Origin of the sequence: Pseudomonas sp. CFII64, from assembly GCF_000416235.1 — a bacterium.
In the GTDB taxonomy this organism is placed as follows: domain Bacteria; phylum Pseudomonadota; class Gammaproteobacteria; order Pseudomonadales; family Pseudomonadaceae; genus Aquipseudomonas.
On record NZ_ATLO01000012.1, the window covers coordinates 92,277 to 107,201 of the forward strand.

13 protein-coding genes are annotated in these 14,925 nt (G+C 59.4%); 10 read left to right on the top strand and 3 right to left on the bottom strand.

Annotated elements, in window-relative coordinates; genetic code table 11:
- Positions 1 to 35: 35 nt before the first annotated feature.
- The 7 genes from catA to CFII64_RS08005 all read left to right on the top strand — a co-directional run bounded on the left by catA (position 36) and on the right by CFII64_RS08005 (position 8,456).
- A complete protein-coding gene (gene catA / locus CFII64_RS07975; RefSeq protein WP_020290280.1) occupies positions 36 to 941 on the top strand; it encodes a catechol 1,2-dioxygenase in 906 nt (301 codons plus the stop codon).
- 94 nt (positions 942 to 1,035) lie between these two features.
- Positions 1,036 to 1,983: an AraC family transcriptional regulator gene (locus tag CFII64_RS07980; protein WP_020290281.1), complete on the top strand. Its 948-nt coding sequence runs from the start codon at positions 1,036 to 1,038 to the stop codon at positions 1,981 to 1,983.
- 106 nt (positions 1,984 to 2,089) lie between these two features.
- Positions 2,090 to 3,466, top strand: coding sequence for a Rieske 2Fe-2S domain-containing protein (locus CFII64_RS07985; RefSeq protein ID WP_020290282.1), 1,377 nt, complete (start codon positions 2,090 to 2,092; stop codon positions 3,464 to 3,466).
- Positions 3,463 to 3,951, top strand: coding sequence for a benzoate 1,2-dioxygenase small subunit (gene benB / locus CFII64_RS07990; protein WP_020290283.1), 489 nt, complete (start codon positions 3,463 to 3,465; stop codon positions 3,949 to 3,951). The genes CFII64_RS07985 and benB overlap by 4 nt, the downstream gene beginning before the upstream one ends.
- A 10-nt stretch (positions 3,952 to 3,961) precedes the next feature.
- Complete coding sequence (benC, locus tag CFII64_RS07995; protein WP_020290284.1) at positions 3,962 to 4,984, top strand: benzoate 1,2-dioxygenase electron transfer component BenC; 1,023 nt, start codon at positions 3,962 to 3,964, stop codon at positions 4,982 to 4,984.
- Between the two features lie 10 nt (positions 4,985 to 4,994).
- Positions 4,995 to 5,756: a 1,6-dihydroxycyclohexa-2,4-diene-1-carboxylate dehydrogenase gene (locus tag CFII64_RS08000; protein ID WP_020290285.1), complete on the top strand. Its 762-nt coding sequence runs from the start codon at positions 4,995 to 4,997 to the stop codon at positions 5,754 to 5,756.
- Between the two features lie 123 nt (positions 5,757 to 5,879).
- Complete coding sequence (locus CFII64_RS08005) at positions 5,880 to 8,456, top strand: EAL domain-containing protein (protein WP_020290286.1); 2,577 nt, start codon at positions 5,880 to 5,882, stop codon at positions 8,454 to 8,456.
- 8 nt (positions 8,457 to 8,464) lie between these two features.
- On the opposite strand, the gene pcaD is transcribed toward CFII64_RS08005, so the two are convergent.
- Positions 8,465 to 9,253, bottom strand: a complete 789-nt coding sequence (pcaD, locus tag CFII64_RS08010; protein ID WP_020290287.1) for a 3-oxoadipate enol-lactonase — start codon at positions 9,251 to 9,253, stop codon at positions 8,465 to 8,467.
- Between the two features lie 390 nt (positions 9,254 to 9,643).
- On the opposite strand from pcaD, the gene CFII64_RS08015 reads away from it, so the two are divergent.
- Together CFII64_RS08015 and katG are read left to right on the top strand one after the other, a co-directional pair.
- Complete coding sequence (locus CFII64_RS08015; RefSeq protein WP_020290288.1) at positions 9,644 to 10,078, top strand: GNAT family N-acetyltransferase; 435 nt, start codon at positions 9,644 to 9,646, stop codon at positions 10,076 to 10,078.
- A 336-nt stretch (positions 10,079 to 10,414) separates the two neighbouring features.
- Positions 10,415 to 12,679 (top strand): catalase/peroxidase HPI, encoded by a 2,265-nt coding sequence (gene katG / locus CFII64_RS08020; RefSeq protein ID WP_020290289.1) that lies wholly within the window; start codon positions 10,415 to 10,417, stop codon positions 12,677 to 12,679.
- A gap of 116 nt (positions 12,680 to 12,795) precedes the next feature.
- On the opposite strand, the gene CFII64_RS08025 is transcribed toward katG, so the two are convergent.
- Positions 12,796 to 13,062 carry a DUF2790 domain-containing protein gene (locus CFII64_RS08025; protein WP_020290290.1) on the bottom strand — a complete coding sequence of 89 codons (267 nt, stop codon included), beginning with the start codon at positions 13,060 to 13,062 and terminating at the stop codon, positions 12,796 to 12,798.
- Between the two features lie 187 nt (positions 13,063 to 13,249).
- On the opposite strand from CFII64_RS08025, the gene CFII64_RS08030 reads away from it, so the two are divergent.
- Positions 13,250 to 13,732, top strand: coding sequence for an OsmC family protein (locus tag CFII64_RS08030; protein WP_020290291.1), 483 nt, complete (start codon positions 13,250 to 13,252; stop codon positions 13,730 to 13,732).
- Positions 13,733 to 13,867: 135 nt separating this feature from the next.
- Here the strand turns inward: CFII64_RS08030 and CFII64_RS08035 are convergent, their stop codons facing one another.
- Entirely contained in the window at positions 13,868 to 14,887 is a 1,020-nt protein-coding gene (locus CFII64_RS08035; RefSeq protein ID WP_020290292.1) for a fatty acid desaturase, read from the bottom strand.
- Positions 14,888 to 14,925: the final 38 nt, after the last annotated feature.

A 14,925-nucleotide genomic window follows, 5' to 3' on the forward strand; every position in this document is an offset into this window, starting at 1 on the left:
GCTACATCACAAGAACAATGATGAGGACAACTGCCATGACTATTCGTATTTCCCAAACCGCACCGGTTCAGCAATTTCTCGAAGGTGCTGCCGGTTTCGACCAGCCGGCAGGCAGCCAACGCATGAAGAATGTGGTCCATCGGGTATTGAACGACACCGTCAAAATCATCGAAGACCTGCAGATTACCCCCGAAGAGTTCTGGAAAGCCGTCAACTATCTCAACGAGCTTGGCAGCCGTCAGGAAGCCGGTTTGCTGGTGGCCGGTCTCGGTCTTGAGCACTACCTGGATTTGCTGATGGACGCCGAAGACGCGCAGGCCGGCCATGTCGGCGGCACGCCGCGCACCATCGAGGGGCCACTGTACGTCGCGGGCGCGCCACTGTGCGAGCACCATGCCCGGCTCGATGACGGTCAGGACCCAGGCACCGTTTTGTTCATGCGCGGCCAGGTGCGCGGCACCGATGGCGCGCCCTTGGCCAACGCCATCGTCGATGTCTGGCACGCCAATACCGGCGGCACCTATTCGTACTTCGATCCTGCGCAATCGGAATTCAACCTGCGTCGCCGCATCCAGACCGATGCTCAGGGTCGCTACGCATTCCAGAGCATCGTGCCTTCGGGTTACGGCTGCCCGCCGGATGGGCCGACGCAACACTTGCTCGACCAACTGGGCCGTCATGGCCAGCGGCCCGCGCATATCCACTTCTTTATCTCGGCCCCCGGGCATCGCCATCTGACGACGCAGATCAATCTCGCCGGGGATCAATACCTGCACGACGATTTCGCCTACGCCACCCGCGATGAACTGATCGCCGAGATCCGTTTCAGCGACGATGCAAACGGTCGGCACGCCGATATCGACTTCGACTTTGAATTGCAGCCAGCGGCACAAAGCCGCGAAGAAGAGCGGCATGAACGGGTGAGGGCACTGGAAGCCTGAAGCTTCCGTGTTGAAAACGCTCTCGCAGGGCAATTCACAGCCTGCGGGGGCGTTCGTCGTCATGCCCGCCTGATAAAAACAAGAGAAACCAGCCATGAACCAATTGTTGAGTGCATGCAGCCAGATATACGACCACGCCGATGCCTACGCCGTGTCGGAATACGTCAATCAGCATGTCGGCAGCCACCGTATTCGTTTGCTGCCCAAAGGCCGCCCTCAGGCCAGTATTAGCCATCGGACCTTTTCCAGCCTTGACCTGTGCCGCATCAGCTACGGCGCGCCGGTGCGCGTGACCTCGCCAGCGCTGGAAACGGTTTATCACTTGCAGATTCTGTTGCACGGCCACTGCCGTTCCAGGACCCGTGGCGAAGAGCTGATCTATCGGCCGGGCGAGATTCTGTTGATCAATCCCGATGATCCGGTGGACCTGACCTATTCAGCCGATTGCGAAAAATTCATCGTCAAGCTGCCGGTGCGCCTGATCGAAAACGCCTGCCTTGAACAGCGCTGGACGCTGCCACACCGAGGCGTCCGTTTCGCTGCCGACCGCCAACACTTGAAGACCATGGGCGGTTTTATCCAGTTGCTGGGATTGATCTGCCATGAAGCCGAAAATGCTGCCGGCGCTGAAGTGCAGGGGCTGTATGAGCGGATCGTCGCCAGCAAACTGCTGGAGCTTTTGAGCAGCAACGTTTTGCGGGTCATCGCCAAACCTGAAGAAAACGGCGGCTTTGAAGCGGTGCGGCAATTTATCGAGGAACATTTGACCGAAGACATCAGCATTGAGCAATTGATGACGGTGGCCCGGGTCAGCGAACGTACGCTGTACACCTTGTTCGAGCGTCAGGTGGGGTTGGCGCCCCGTGAATTTGTGCGCCAGCGCAGGCTGGAGCGGGTGCATGCGGTGCTGCAACGGGCGACGGCGCGCAGCGTCACCGAGGTCGCGCTGGATCATGGTTTTCTGCATCTGGGCAGGTTCTCCAGCGCTTATCGCACCCGTTTCGGCGAGTTGCCCTCGCAGACCTGGCGTCGGCAGCGGTGAACGTTCGCGCCGGGCGGATAGCGATTCGCAGCCACTGGATATTGAGGGGAGGGGCAAGCACATAAGGTGAAGGTGCCTGATACAAGAACAACCGAGGGCCTTCCCCATGATCAGCACGCTCGACCGACTCGCCCGTCAACTCAGCGAATCCGTTCAGGATGACCCCACTACCGGGATCTTCCGTTGCCGCCGCGACATTTTCACCGACACCGAATTATTCGCCCTGGAGATGAAACACATCTTCGAAAGCGGCTGGGTTTACCTGGCCCACGAAAGCCAGGTGCAGGAAATCAACGACTACTTCACCACCTACATTGGCCGCCAGCCGGTTGTCGTCACCCGCGACAAACAAGGCGTGCTGCACGGCCTGGTCAACGCCTGCGCCCACCGTGGCGCCATGCTTTGCCGTCGCAAACAAGGCAACAAAGGTTCATTCACTTGCCCGTTTCACGGCTGGACCTTCAGCAACGCCGGCAAACTGCTCAAAGTCAAAGACGCCAAGACCGGCGCCTACCCGGAGAGTTTCGACTGCGACGGCTCCCACGATCTGCAACGCCTGGCCCGCTTCGAAAACTACCGGGGTTTTCTGTTCGGCAGTCTCGGCGACGCCGTGCCTGAACTCAGCGATTACCTGGGCGAAACCCGGGTCATCATTGACCAGATGGTCGACCAGGCACCGCAAGGCCTGGAAGTGCTGCGCGGCAGTTCGTCCTACGTGTATGACGGCAACTGGAAGCTGCAAATCGAGAACGGCGCCGACGGTTATCACGTCAGTTCCGTGCACTGGAATTACTCGGCAACCATGGGCCGCCGCAACTATGAGGCCGAAGGCACGCGTACCGTCGACGCCAATGGCTGGTCGAAAAGCCTCGGCGGCGTATACGCCTTCGAGCATGGGCACATTCTGCTCTGGACCCGTTTGCTCAATCCCGAAGTGCGTCCCGTGCATGCCCACCGCGAGGAACTGGCCGATCGTCTCGGTCAGGCGCGTGCCGACTTTATCGTCGATCAGACTCGCAACCTCTGCCTGTACCCCAATGTGTACCTGATGGACCAGTTCTCGACGCAGATCCGCGTGGTGCGCCCCATCTCGGTGGACAAGACCGAAGTGACGATTTACTGCATGGCGCCCAAGGGCGAAAGTGCCCAGGAACGCGCGACGCGGATTCGCCAATACGAAGATTTCTTCAACGTCAGTGGCATGGGTACGCCGGACGACCTGGAAGAGTTTCGGGCCTGCCAGAGCGGTTATCAGGGCACCACGAGCCTGTGGAATGACCTGAGTCGCGGTGCCACGCAGTGGATTGACGGTGCGGACGAAAATGCCCGGGAGATGGGCATCAACCCGCAACTCAGCGGCGTGAAAACCGAAGACGAAGGCTTGTTTGTGCGCCAGCATGCCCATTGGGCCGCGACCCTGCAGAGAGCCATCAAGGTTGAGCAACAAGGCGTGATCGCCACGGACAAGGAGGTGCGCTCATGAGCCTTTCCCGTGATCGTCTGCTCGATTTCCTGTACCGCGAAGCCCGCCTGCTCGATGACCGGCAGTGGGACCAGTGGCTGGAATGCTACTCGCCAAACGTGGAGTTCTGGATGCCGGCCTGGGATGACCAGGACAGCCTGACCGAAGATCCGCAACGGGAGATTTCGCTGATTTACTACCCGAGTCGCGACGGCCTTGAAGACCGCGTGTTCCGGATCAAGACCGAACGCTCCAGCGCCAGCATGCCCGAACCGCGCACCGCGCATTTCGTGGCGAATCTGGAGGTGCTGGCCGATGACGGCGAGACCGTCGAACTGCGTTTCAACTGGCAAACCCTCAGCCATCGCTACAAGACCACGGATACGTACTTTGGCACCTCGTTCTATCGCCTCGATGTCCGGCCTGAACAGCCGTTGATCACGCGCAAGAAAGTGGTGCTCAAGAACGACTACATCCACCAGGTCATCGATATCTACCACATCTGAGGGCACGCTCATGACGTACTCCATAGCCTTGAACTTCGAGGACGGGGTGACCCGTTTCATCGACTGCAAGATCGGCGAAAAGGTGCTTGATGCCGCCTATCGCCAGCGCATCAACTTGCCCATGGACTGCTCCGACGGGGTGTGCGGGACCTGCAAATGCCGCTGTGAAACCGGCGACTATGAATTGGGCGATGACTACATTGAAGACGCCTTGAGCGAGGACGAAGTCGAGCAGCGGCAGGTGCTGACCTGTCAGATGGTGCCGCAATCGGATTGCGTCATTGCCGTGCCCGTGTCGTCCAGCACCTGCAAGACCGGCACCGCGCAGTTCACCGCCAGCGTTGCCAGTATCGTCAGCCACGCCGATGCCGCGCTGGAAGTCAGCTTCGAACTGGATCAGGTGCCGGTTTTCCTGCCCGGCCAATACGTCAATATTGGCGTGCCTGGCAGCCATCAGACGCGCTCGTATTCATTCAGCAGCAAACCCGGAGAGCGCCACGTGAGCTTCCTGATCAAACAGGTGCCAGGCGGGTTGATGAGCGAATGGCTGGGGCGTGCTCAGGTTGGCGACACGGTTGCCATGACCGGTCCATTGGGCAGTTTCTATCTGCGCGCGGTCACCCGGCCCTTGTTGTTGCTGGCCGGTGGGACAGGGCTGGCGCCGTTCCTGTCGATGCTTGAAGTGCTCGCCGAACGTAATGAAACCCGCCAGATAACGCTGATCTACGGCGTGACCCGGGATCAGGACCTGGTGATGGTCCAGGCCCTGCAAGCGTTCAGCGCACGCCTGGCCAACTTCAGTCTGGTCACCTGCGTGGCCGACCCGCAAACCGGCCATCCGCAGCAGGGTTACGTCACTGAGCACATGGCGCCGCACATGCTCAACGACGGTGACGTCGATGTTTACCTGTGCGGCCCGCCGCCGATGGTCGATGCGGTGCGCAAGCACTTCACGGCGGCTGGCGTGACCCCGGCCAGCTTCTACTACGAGAAGTTCACGCCCAACGCGATTGTTACCGGCGACGCTGCCTGAGGAGAACACCATGAACCCACGTTTTAACGATAAGGTCGCGCTGGTCACCGGCGCGGCTCAGGGCATCGGTCTGCGTGTCGCCGAGCGTTTGCTGGAGGAGGGCGCGTGGCTGGTGGCGGTGGATCGCTCGGAGCTGGTGCATGAATTGCAGCACTATCGCGCGCTGACCCTGACCGCAGACCTGGAGCATCACGCTGAATGCGCAAGGGTGATGGCTGCCGCGAAAAAACGTTTTGGCCGCATCGACATCCTGGTCAATAACGTCGGCGGGACGATCTGGGCCAAGCCTTTCGAGCACTATGCTGCGGACGAGATCGAAGCCGAAGTGCGCCGTTCGCTGTTCCCGACGTTGTGGTGTTGCCACACCGTATTGCCTTACATGCTTGAGCAGGGCAGCGGCGCCATCGTCAATGTGTCATCCATCGCCACGCGCAGCGTCAATCGGGTTCCCTACGGCGCGGCGAAGGGCGGCGTCAACGCGCTGACCGCGTGCCTGGCCCTGGAAACTGCCGGCAGCGGCGTGCGGGTCAACGCCACCGCGCCCGGCGGCACCGAAGCACCGCCAAGACGCATCCCGCGTAACGACCAGCCGCAGAGCGAACAGGAAAGTGTCTGGTACCAGCAAATCGTCGATCAGACGCTCAACAGCAGCTTGATGAAACGCTACGGCACCATCGATGAACAAGCCGCAGCCATTCTGTTTCTGGCTTCCGACGAGGCTTCGTACATCACCGGGGTAACCCTTCCAGTGGGCGGCGGGGATCTGGGCTGATATCGGGACGACGGTATTTGTCTGTGCTGGAAAAACCGGCTATCTGGCAAGGCTCAACGATAAACGAAGTCGGCCGATACGCTGTTATCGACTCTTCGTTTTACGTCATGCGCCTGGAGTTACATGCCCAAATCCGCCCCGCAACCTGTTGCCCATCCGCTGCAGAACCGCTCCAGCGTAGCGCTGGCGCGGGCTTCGTTGTTCAAATTTGCCGGGCTGCTGGCGGCGGTGATCTTGCTGGCCAGCGGTCTGCTCGTTTACGTGGCGCACAATCTCGACACCATTGAAGAAGCAGAAAGTGCCTTCTACACCCGCAAGGCTGTGCAATCACTGGAAAAGTCCTTGCTCTTGACCGTCAAGGACTACGCTTTCTGGGGTGACGCCTACAAGCATTTGCACACCCGGGTTGATACCGACTGGGCGTTCGTGCGGCAAAACGTGGGTCCGACCCTTTATGAGGACTTCGGCTTTCAGGGATTGTTCGTGGTCGATGCCGCCAATCGAACCGCTTACTCAGTCATCAATGGCGTTATGCAGACCATGGATATCGCGCAGTGGCTGGCGCAACCCATTGACGCGATTCTCGATCGCGCTCGTGCCGGCGCGGAGAATGAAACCCCGCTTACGACCTTCATCAATGTGGGCGGGGTGCCTGCTCTGGTAGCGGCCGCCGCGATTACGCCGGGTACGGATCCGACCGTGGTGTCGGACGATGGACTGCCATCGGTGCTGATTTTCGTGGAAATGCTCGACAGCAGCAGGCTTGCAGCGATCGGCAACGACTATGGGGTTGACGGGCTGCACATCTCAACCTCTGACGAAACCCATGAGACTTCAATTTTACCCTTGGGTGAGAAGGGTTCGGCAGGTGCATTACATTGGCAACCACCCAAACCTGGCCAGCAACTGCTGGGGCTTGTGCTGCCCGTGATCGGTATCGCCGCGTTGCTGGTCTGGCTGATGACGTGGGCGATTTTGCGGCGTACGACCGTTGCCGCACGAGCCCTGGATGCAAGCTTTGCCTCGCTGCAAGCCAGTCAACAGGCGCTGGCCACCAGCGAAGCGCGCTTTCGTGATGTGGTCGAAGCCAGTTCTGACTGGATATGGGAAATCGATGCTGACTGGCGCTTCACTTACCTGTCCGAACGTTTTGAAATCGTCACCGGCCTGTCCAGGCAGGACTGGATTGGCGCAGCCATTGACGATTTGCTGCACACCGAACTTGGCGCTTTATCGCAGTGCCTGAGCATTCCCAATCGCAGGCCCTGCATCAGCCTCCAGTGCAATTACCTGGATATCAGGGGGCATGCAAGAATCACTCGTTTGTCTGCTCGTGAACTGCCCGGTAATGGTTTTCGTGGCACTGCAACGGATGTCACAGAGGAAGTCGAAGCCCGGCGGCGCATCGAGTTCCTGTCTCAACATGATGCACTGACCGGGTTGCCGAACAGGATACGGCTACAGGAGTTTCTGGACGGAAAACTCAAGGCAATGCCAACCCAGGAGCAACCGCTGGTGATGCTCAGTCTGGACCTTGACCGATTCAAACCGGTCAACGACCTGCTTGGCCACGCCGCCGGTGATCGGGTGCTCAACGAGGTTTCGCGGCGTCTGGCAGAGTGCCTTCGCGGTGGCGATCTGGTTGCGCGGATCGGCGGTGACGAGTTCGTGCTGATCCTCACCGATATCAGTTCCCAGGAAGGCGTCGAAGCCTTGTGCCGACGGTTGATCGACTCCATCGAACAGCCTATAGACATCGATGAACAGGATATTTTCATCAGCGCCAGCATTGGCATCGCCATGGCCCCCAACGATGCGTCCCTGGCAGCCGAACTGCTGCGCTACGCGGATATGGCCTTGTACGAGGCGAAGGCCGGTGGCCGCAACACCTGGCGCTTTTTTGCCGATGACATGAATGCCCGGATTATCGAGCGTCGGCGGCTGGAAAACGATCTGCGCTATGCCATCAGAAACGGCGAACTTCGCCTGCACTTCCAGCCGCGCTACCGCATTGCCGATGGCCGGATGGTGGGGGCCGAGGCGCTGGTGCGCTGGCAGCACCCGCAGCGCGGTCTGATACCGCCAGACACATTTATCCCTATCGCCGAGGAAACCGGGCTGATTCTGCCGTTGAGCAACTGGGTGCTGACTACCGCTTGCCAGTCCGCAGCCGACTGGCCCGAAGAACTATTCGTATCAGTAAACCTGTCGCCGACAGAGTTTCAGCGCGGCAATCTGGTCGAGCGGATTCAGCAAACGCTGGCCGACACCGGGATCGATCCGTCCCGGGTCGAACTGGAAGTCACCGAAAGCGTCATGCTCGACGACGCCCCGGGTGCGCTGGAGGTCATGCATGCCCTTAAACGGCTTGGCGTGCGGCTGTCCATGGACGATTTCGGCACGGGATATTCCTCGCTGAGCTATCTGCGCTCGTTCCCGTTCGATGGCCTCAAGATCGACCGCAGCTTCCTCAATCGCCTGGGCGCCAGCGCAGATGACCAGTCCATTATCCGGGCCATCGTCGGCCTGGGGCGTGCATTGTCCCTGACGGTAACGGCCGAAGGCATTGAAACAGCCGAGCATCTTGAACTGCTCAAAGCCGTTTGCTGCGATGAAGGTCAGGGTTATTTCCTGAACCGGCCGATGGATGCTCAATCTTTCGATGCGCTGCTGGGAACAATGGAAATTGCGGGCACATGATCCGAGGGTTAACTCAGGAGGAAATCCAGAACCGCGGCGGTAAAGGCTTGATCCGCTTCCACGTTCGACAGGTGTGCCGCATTTAATACCACCCCTTTAGTGCCTTTGATTGCGTTCACCAGAAAATCTCCATCCGCCACGGTAGTCACCGGGTCCTGGTCGCCGCTGATCACCAACACCGGCAAGCGTACCGTCGCGAACTGCTCGCGAAAATCTGCGTCACGTACCGCTGCGCAGTTGGCGGCGTAACCCGTCGGCGAAGTGTTGGCGAGCATCTCGACCAGGCGGTTTACTTGCTCAGGCCGGGTTTCGGCGAAGCGCGGTGTGAACCAGCGGGAAAGGGTCGCGTCACGCAGGGCGTGCATGGCTGCGGGGCCATCGCGAAGGACTGCTTCAATGCGTGGATTCCATACTTCGGGGCTGGCGATTTTCGCAGCGGTGTTGCACAGCACCACCCGTTTGAGCCGCTGCGGCGCATTGAGCATCAGCCATTGCCCGATCAGGCCACCCATCGACAAGCCGCAGAAATCAACGTGTTGGATACCCAGCGCATCCAGCAACCCGAGCACGTCGCGGCCGTTTTGTTCGATGGTGTAAGGGCCGGTGCTGACCAGCGACTGGCCATGGCCCCGCGTGTCATACCGCAATACCCGGAAGTGCTCGCTCAGAGCCGGGATTTGCGCGTCCCACATGCCCAAGTGGGTGCCGAGGGAATTGGAGAGCAGCAAGACCGGTGCGGATTGCGGACCGTCCAGCTGGTAGTAGAGATCGCCGTCAGGCAGAGAGATTGTCGGCATTGAGGTTCCTTGGGGCTCGCAATCAGGCGAGCGGGGCATGGTTTTGCGACCCAAGATCGCACTCCTTCTGACCAAGGGTCCAATATTCAATGGGTCTGGGTTGATACCTGGCAGGTATCGGAGGACGGGTTGAGGGTCGGATTCGGTGCTCCACAAACCCGCGTTGGCGCAGGCAATGAAGGTGGGGCAGGTGGATTGAAGTGGGCGGGGCAGGCGTCTCGGGGACAAGTCCCCTCCTACCGGGTTTGCACAGATTCGGTAGGACCGGACTTGTCCGGGAAGAACGATACCGCGCAGTGTCTGGTTCACCGAGGCCACTGTTTCGCGGGCAAGCTTCGCTCCAACGAGTGCTAATCTGCCAGCCTCACATCCATCGACAGGCTCAACCCAATGTTCACTATCCGCGTCATGACCATCGCCGATTACGATGCGGTCATCGACCTCATGAGCAAGACTCCAGGCATCTCGTTACGTGATGCCGATTCTCGTGAGGCGACCGCGCGTTACCTGCTACGCAATCCGCAAATGAGTTTCGTCGCCGAAGTCGGCGAGGCGCTGGGCGGCTGCGTGATGTGCGGACATGACGGTCGACGGGGTTATCTGCAGCACCTGGTGGTGCTTCCTGAATATCGCCGGCAAGGGATTGCCAAATCACTGGTTCAGCGTGGCCTGTCGAGTCTTGAGGCGCAGGGCATCCTTAAATGTCACCTTGATGTGTTCAAAACCAACGCAGCTGCTGCGCAGTATTGGCAAGGCCAGGGCTGGCAGCTGCGAACCGACATCGACCGATACTCGTTTACTCGCCGGGGGCATGACAACGCTTGAACAGCGGTTGAATACGCGGCCAGCTAACAGAGTCTGACTATCAACAATTAATGCTGCGTCTATTAGAAACCTTCACAGGACGCGACTAGGCTTGATCTACCGTTGGCGCAGGCCATCGGTTGACCTGATAGCAGGAGAGAGGCATGAGTCAGACGCCTGCTCTGCCACCGTGGACCGCCCCCTAGGCAAGTTGATTGCCGTTATCAAGAATTATCGTGTGGACACAACGGTAGATAAGCCAGCAGCTGGTCCCGTGCCATTGATTCTATTCATCTTTACCCCGTCGCTCAGACCGGCCCGGGCAATGGGATGAACACGACCTAAGGTAGCTCGCACATGGCAAATGAATCGAAATGTCCGTTCAGTCAAGCGGCTGGCAGCGGCACCACCAATCGCGACTGGTGGCCGAATCAGCTGAACCTGAAAATTCTCCACCAGCACTCGTCCTTGTCCGATCCCATGGGCGAGAACTTCAACTATGCCGAGGCGTTCAAGAGCCTCGACCTGGCAGCGGTCAAGCAGGACCTGCAAGCGCTGATGACCGAGTCCCAGGACTGGTGGCCAGCGGACTTTGGTCATTATGGGCCGCTGTTCATTCGCATGGCCTGGCACAGCGCGGGTACCTACAGGACCGGTGACGGTCGCGGCGGTGCCGGTGCCGGACAACAGCGTTTTGCGCCACTCAACAGTTGGCCGGATAACGTCAGTCTCGACAAGGCACGCCGGCTGATCTGGCCGGTCAAGCAAAAGTATGGACGCAAGATTTCCTGGGCCGACCTGATCGTGCTCACCGGCAACGTCGCGCTGGAATCCATGGGCTTCAAGACCTTCGGTTTCTCGGGCGGGCGTCCGGACGTCTGGGAGCCTGATGAGGACATCTATTGGGGTTCTGAAAAAACCTGGCTGGGCGGGGACACCCGTTACGGCAAGGAAGCGCAGCCGCCGGGCGAAGGCGTGCTGGTGGCCGAAGCGGACAAACACGGTAGCGAAGAAAGTCGCACCGACAATCAGGGCCGCAATCTGGAAAATCCCCTCGCTGCCGTGCAAATGGGCCTGATCTACGTTAACCCTGAAGGGCCGGAAGGCAACCCGGATCCTGTGGCATCGGCAAAAGATATCCGCGAAACATTCGGTCGCATGGCAATGAACGACGAAGAAACCGTCGCGCTGATCGCGGGCGGTCACGCCTTTGGCAAGACTCACGGCGCCGGGCCTGCGGACAATGTCGGTGCTGAACCGGAAGCCGCTGGCCTGGAACAGCAGGGCCTGGGCTGGAAGAACAGTTTTGGTACGGGCAAAGGTCCCGACACTATTACCAGCGGTCTTGAAGTGACCTGGACTTCAATGCCGACCCAATGGAGCAACCAATACCTGGAAAACCTGTTCGGTTTTGAATGGGAGCTGACCAAGAGCCCGGCGGGCGCCAATCAATGGCGACCCAAGGATGGCGCGGGTGCCGATACCGTGCCGGATGCCCATGACCCGTCCAAGCGCCGCGCACCGTCGATGTTGACCTCGGACCTGGCCCTGCGCTTCGATCCGGTCTACGAAAAAATCTCCCGGCGCTTCCTTGAGAACCCCGACCAGTTGACCGACGCGTTCGCCCGCGCCTGGTTCAAGCTGACCCACCGCGACATGGGGCCGCTGTCGCGCTACCTCGGCCCGGAAATGCCCGCTGAAGAGTTGCTCTGGCAAGACCCGATTCCAGCCGTAGACCATGCGCTGGTCAATGAGGCCGACATTGCCGCGCTTAAAAGCAAGCTACAAGCCAGCGGTTTGTCGGTTGCGCAGCTGGTCTCCACTGCCTGGGCCGCTGCTTCCACCTTCCGTGGTTCGGACAAACGTGGGGGTGCCAATGGTGGGCGCTTGCGTCTGGCACCGCAGAAGTTCTGGCAGGCCAACCAGCCTGAGCAACTGACGAGCGTGCTGGAAACCCTGGAAGGCATTCAGGCCGAATTCAATCAGGCGCAGTTTGGTGGCAAAAAGATTTCGCTGGCGGACCTGATCGTCCTGGGCGGCAATGCAGGCATCGAACAAGCGGCCAAAAATGCCGGACAAACCCTGAGCGTGCCGTTTGCGCCGGGGCGCATGGATGCTTCTCAGGAGCAGACAGATGTGGAGTCGTTCGGCTTTCTCGAACCTGCGGCCGATGGCTTCCGTAACTACGCCAAAGGTCGCTTCAGCCTTTCGGCCGAGGCATTGCTGATCGACAAGGCGCAACTGCTGACCCTCACCGCACCGGAAATGACGGTGTTGCTCGGTGGCTTGCGCGTGTTGAACACCAATTACAAACAAAGCCCACAGGGCGTTTTCACCCATCGCCCCGAAGCGTTGACCAATGATTTCTTCATTAACCTGCTGGACATGGGCACAGAGTGGAAGCCTGTTTCCGATGCCGCGGATGAGTTTGAAGGGCGCGATCGCAAAACCGGCGAGGTGAAATGGACGGGCACTCGGGTAGATCTGGTCTTCGGTTCCCACGCGCAGCTGCGGGCGCTGGCTGAAGTCTATGCCAGCTCGGACGCACAGGATAAGTTCGTCAAAGACTTCGTGGCCGCCTGGACCAAAGTGATGAATCTGGATCGTTTTGATCTGCGATGAGCTGAAGGGGCAATAAATGAATCAGGCAGCTTCGTGGAGGCGAGGCTGCCTGACTATCAAGTTGGACGAGGCAGCGACAAGCTGGATTCGCTGCTGCGTCTGTGCCCGAATCACGATCAGCTGTCCTGGTCGCTGTAAGCTTCGGTGGTGTATTCGAGGTTGTGAATGACACCCTTGTGATCGGTGTACACCATGCGCGACTCAACAGTACCGCGGATCGGGTTAACGTTTTCAGCCGTTGTGGTGCTGATGACTTTGTTGATGTCCAGGGGTTCAGAGTAGGTGTATTGCTCAACCTCAGCGGCGGCAACGTTCGTGATATCGTCGTTGGCCGAGGCGAACGCGCTGACCAGCATGAGTGCGGCGAACAGTGGAGTTTTCATGGTGTGTATTCCTTAGGTGAGAAGTGGTTGGAAGCAACGTTTCGTTTCGTTTGCTTCTGGCACCGATTCTGTTCGCCTTCGGGATTTTGCAGAAATAGTAATGAGCAATACCCGGCATCAGTCGCGCTGATACATATTGAGTGCCCGCTTAAGCAGACTTATCGAAAAACTTTTCCGAGAGGGATCAATGGCAGATAAAACGCACGCGTACGAAGTCCAGGTCACCTGGGCCGGCAACGAGGGAACAGGAACGTCGTCTTATCGGGGCTACAGCCGGGCGCACGTAATCACGGCTAACGGAAAAGTACCCATTGAGGGCTCATCCGATCCCGCTTTTCGAGGAGACCCCACACGCTGGAACCCGGAAGAATTGCTCTTGGCATCCTTGGCGGCGTGCCACAAGCTTTGGTACCTTGGCCTTTGCGCTGAGGCCGGGATCGTTGTGGTGGCCTACGAGGACAACGCTCAAGGAACCATGGTCGAGCAGAGCGACGGCGCGGGTCAGTTCACCTCCGTGGTCTTGCGTCCGAAGGTGATTCTGGCGCCTGGGTCTGAAATTGCAAAAGCTCAGACTCTGCACAAAAACGCTCATGAGAAATGCTTCATTGCTCGTTCGGTAAACTTCCCGGTCAGCCACGCCCCCGAACTATCAATAAGCCCAGACGCCTGATTCCCGTCGCCCTTGTCTGCCTTGCGCGCGTTCGACATGCTTGACGACTATCGACGGCGCGACGCCGTCTGTTCGTCCTGCGGGAGAAGTTGCTTGAACAGTCACATCGGTGCGCTACATCGCAGGCGGGCATTTTTATGCGATTGGCGAAGTGCTCAGTGTCGAGCCGCGTGCCGAGAGTGACTGACGTTTGGGCGTGACATCAGTTGTCGCGCTTGTATGCCAGGGATGTTGCGGGCTGTCGATGGGGTGCAAGCCGTGGCGCTGGAACAGTTCGCCATAGCCGTTGACCAGAAACTGGCCACTGCGGCGCAACCAGTCCTCGCGGCGCTCGGCATACACCTTGGGCAACAAATACCAGGGCAGGCCGGGCAGATCGTGATGGACCAGATGCAAATTCAGGTTCAGGAACAGCCAGCGCCACGGCCAGCCCGCCTCGTTGATCACCGAACGTTGTTCCGGTGCCTGGGCGGGGCGATGTTCGTAGTAGGAACGCACCATGGATAACCCCAAGGCGAGCACGCTGGACAGCAGGTAACCGAGTATCGGCAGCTCGCCATGCAGCTTGACGAACGCCAGCACCGCGACCACGCACGCGCCATGGCTGAGCCACATCAGCCAGGCTTGCAGCACGCCGCGTCGCAACCTTGACGTTTCTTCGATGATCAAACCGCCCAGCGCCAGCGCCGGCCCCACGAGCAAACGCCCGTACAGGGTTTTATTCAGCCAGTGCAACGTGCGCCACAAGGTGCCGCTGCGCTGCCAGGCCTGCGTGTCGAAATAACGGCTTTCCGGGTCGATCTGTGGCCGGGTCAATTCCTCGTCGCGGTGGTGCAGCAGATGGCTGTCGCGATACAGCGTGTAGGGATACCAGATCGCCAGCGGCGCATAGCCCAACGCCTTATTCAGCCAGCGCCAGGGGGAAGGGTGGCCATGCAGTAACTCGTGCTGCAGCGACATCCAGAAGGTGATGACCGGAATCAACAGCAGCAGCGTCAGCGTCTGGCCTAATAGCGGCGCGTAATGAATCAGGCTGAACCACGCCGAGTAAGTGCCCAGCAACAGCAGCCAGGTGGGCCAGTCGCTGCGGGCAGTCCAGGAGGCTTGCAGCTCAAGGACGTGAGCGCGGTGTGCGGCGTCGAGGTAATTAGACATAGGGCAAGTGACCAGATTGTCGGCATTCGGGATGACGT

What these genes read in the sequence shown, in the direction of transcription:
- katG (WP_020290289.1), top strand. Translation starts at nt 10,415, where the DNA reads ATGGCAAATGAATCGAAATGTCCGTTCAGTCAAGCGGCTGGCAGCGGC.
- CFII64_RS08015 (WP_020290288.1), top strand. Translation starts at nt 9,644, where the DNA reads ATGTTCACTATCCGCGTCATGACCATCGCCGATTACGATGCGGTCATC.
- CFII64_RS07980 (WP_020290281.1), top strand. Translation starts at nt 1,036, where the DNA reads ATGAACCAATTGTTGAGTGCATGCAGCCAGATATACGACCACGCCGAT.
- pcaD (WP_020290287.1), bottom strand. Translation starts at nt 9,253, where the DNA reads ATGCCGACAATCTCTCTGCCTGACGGCGATCTCTACTACCAGCTGGAC.
- benB (WP_020290283.1), top strand. Translation starts at nt 3,463, where the DNA reads ATGAGCCTTTCCCGTGATCGTCTGCTCGATTTCCTGTACCGCGAAGCC.
- CFII64_RS08005 (WP_020290286.1), top strand. Translation starts at nt 5,880, where the DNA reads ATGCCCAAATCCGCCCCGCAACCTGTTGCCCATCCGCTGCAGAACCGC.
- CFII64_RS08025 (WP_020290290.1), bottom strand. Translation starts at nt 13,062, where the DNA reads ATGAAAACTCCACTGTTCGCCGCACTCATGCTGGTCAGCGCGTTCGCC.
- CFII64_RS08035 (WP_020290292.1), bottom strand. Translation starts at nt 14,887, where the DNA reads ATGTCTAATTACCTCGACGCCGCACACCGCGCTCACGTCCTTGAGCTG.
- benC (WP_020290284.1), top strand. Translation starts at nt 3,962, where the DNA reads ATGACGTACTCCATAGCCTTGAACTTCGAGGACGGGGTGACCCGTTTC.
- catA (WP_020290280.1), top strand. Translation starts at nt 36, where the DNA reads ATGACTATTCGTATTTCCCAAACCGCACCGGTTCAGCAATTTCTCGAA.
- CFII64_RS08030 (WP_020290291.1), top strand. Translation starts at nt 13,250, where the DNA reads ATGGCAGATAAAACGCACGCGTACGAAGTCCAGGTCACCTGGGCCGGC.
- CFII64_RS08000 (WP_020290285.1), top strand. Translation starts at nt 4,995, where the DNA reads ATGAACCCACGTTTTAACGATAAGGTCGCGCTGGTCACCGGCGCGGCT.
- CFII64_RS07985 (WP_020290282.1), top strand. Translation starts at nt 2,090, where the DNA reads ATGATCAGCACGCTCGACCGACTCGCCCGTCAACTCAGCGAATCCGTT.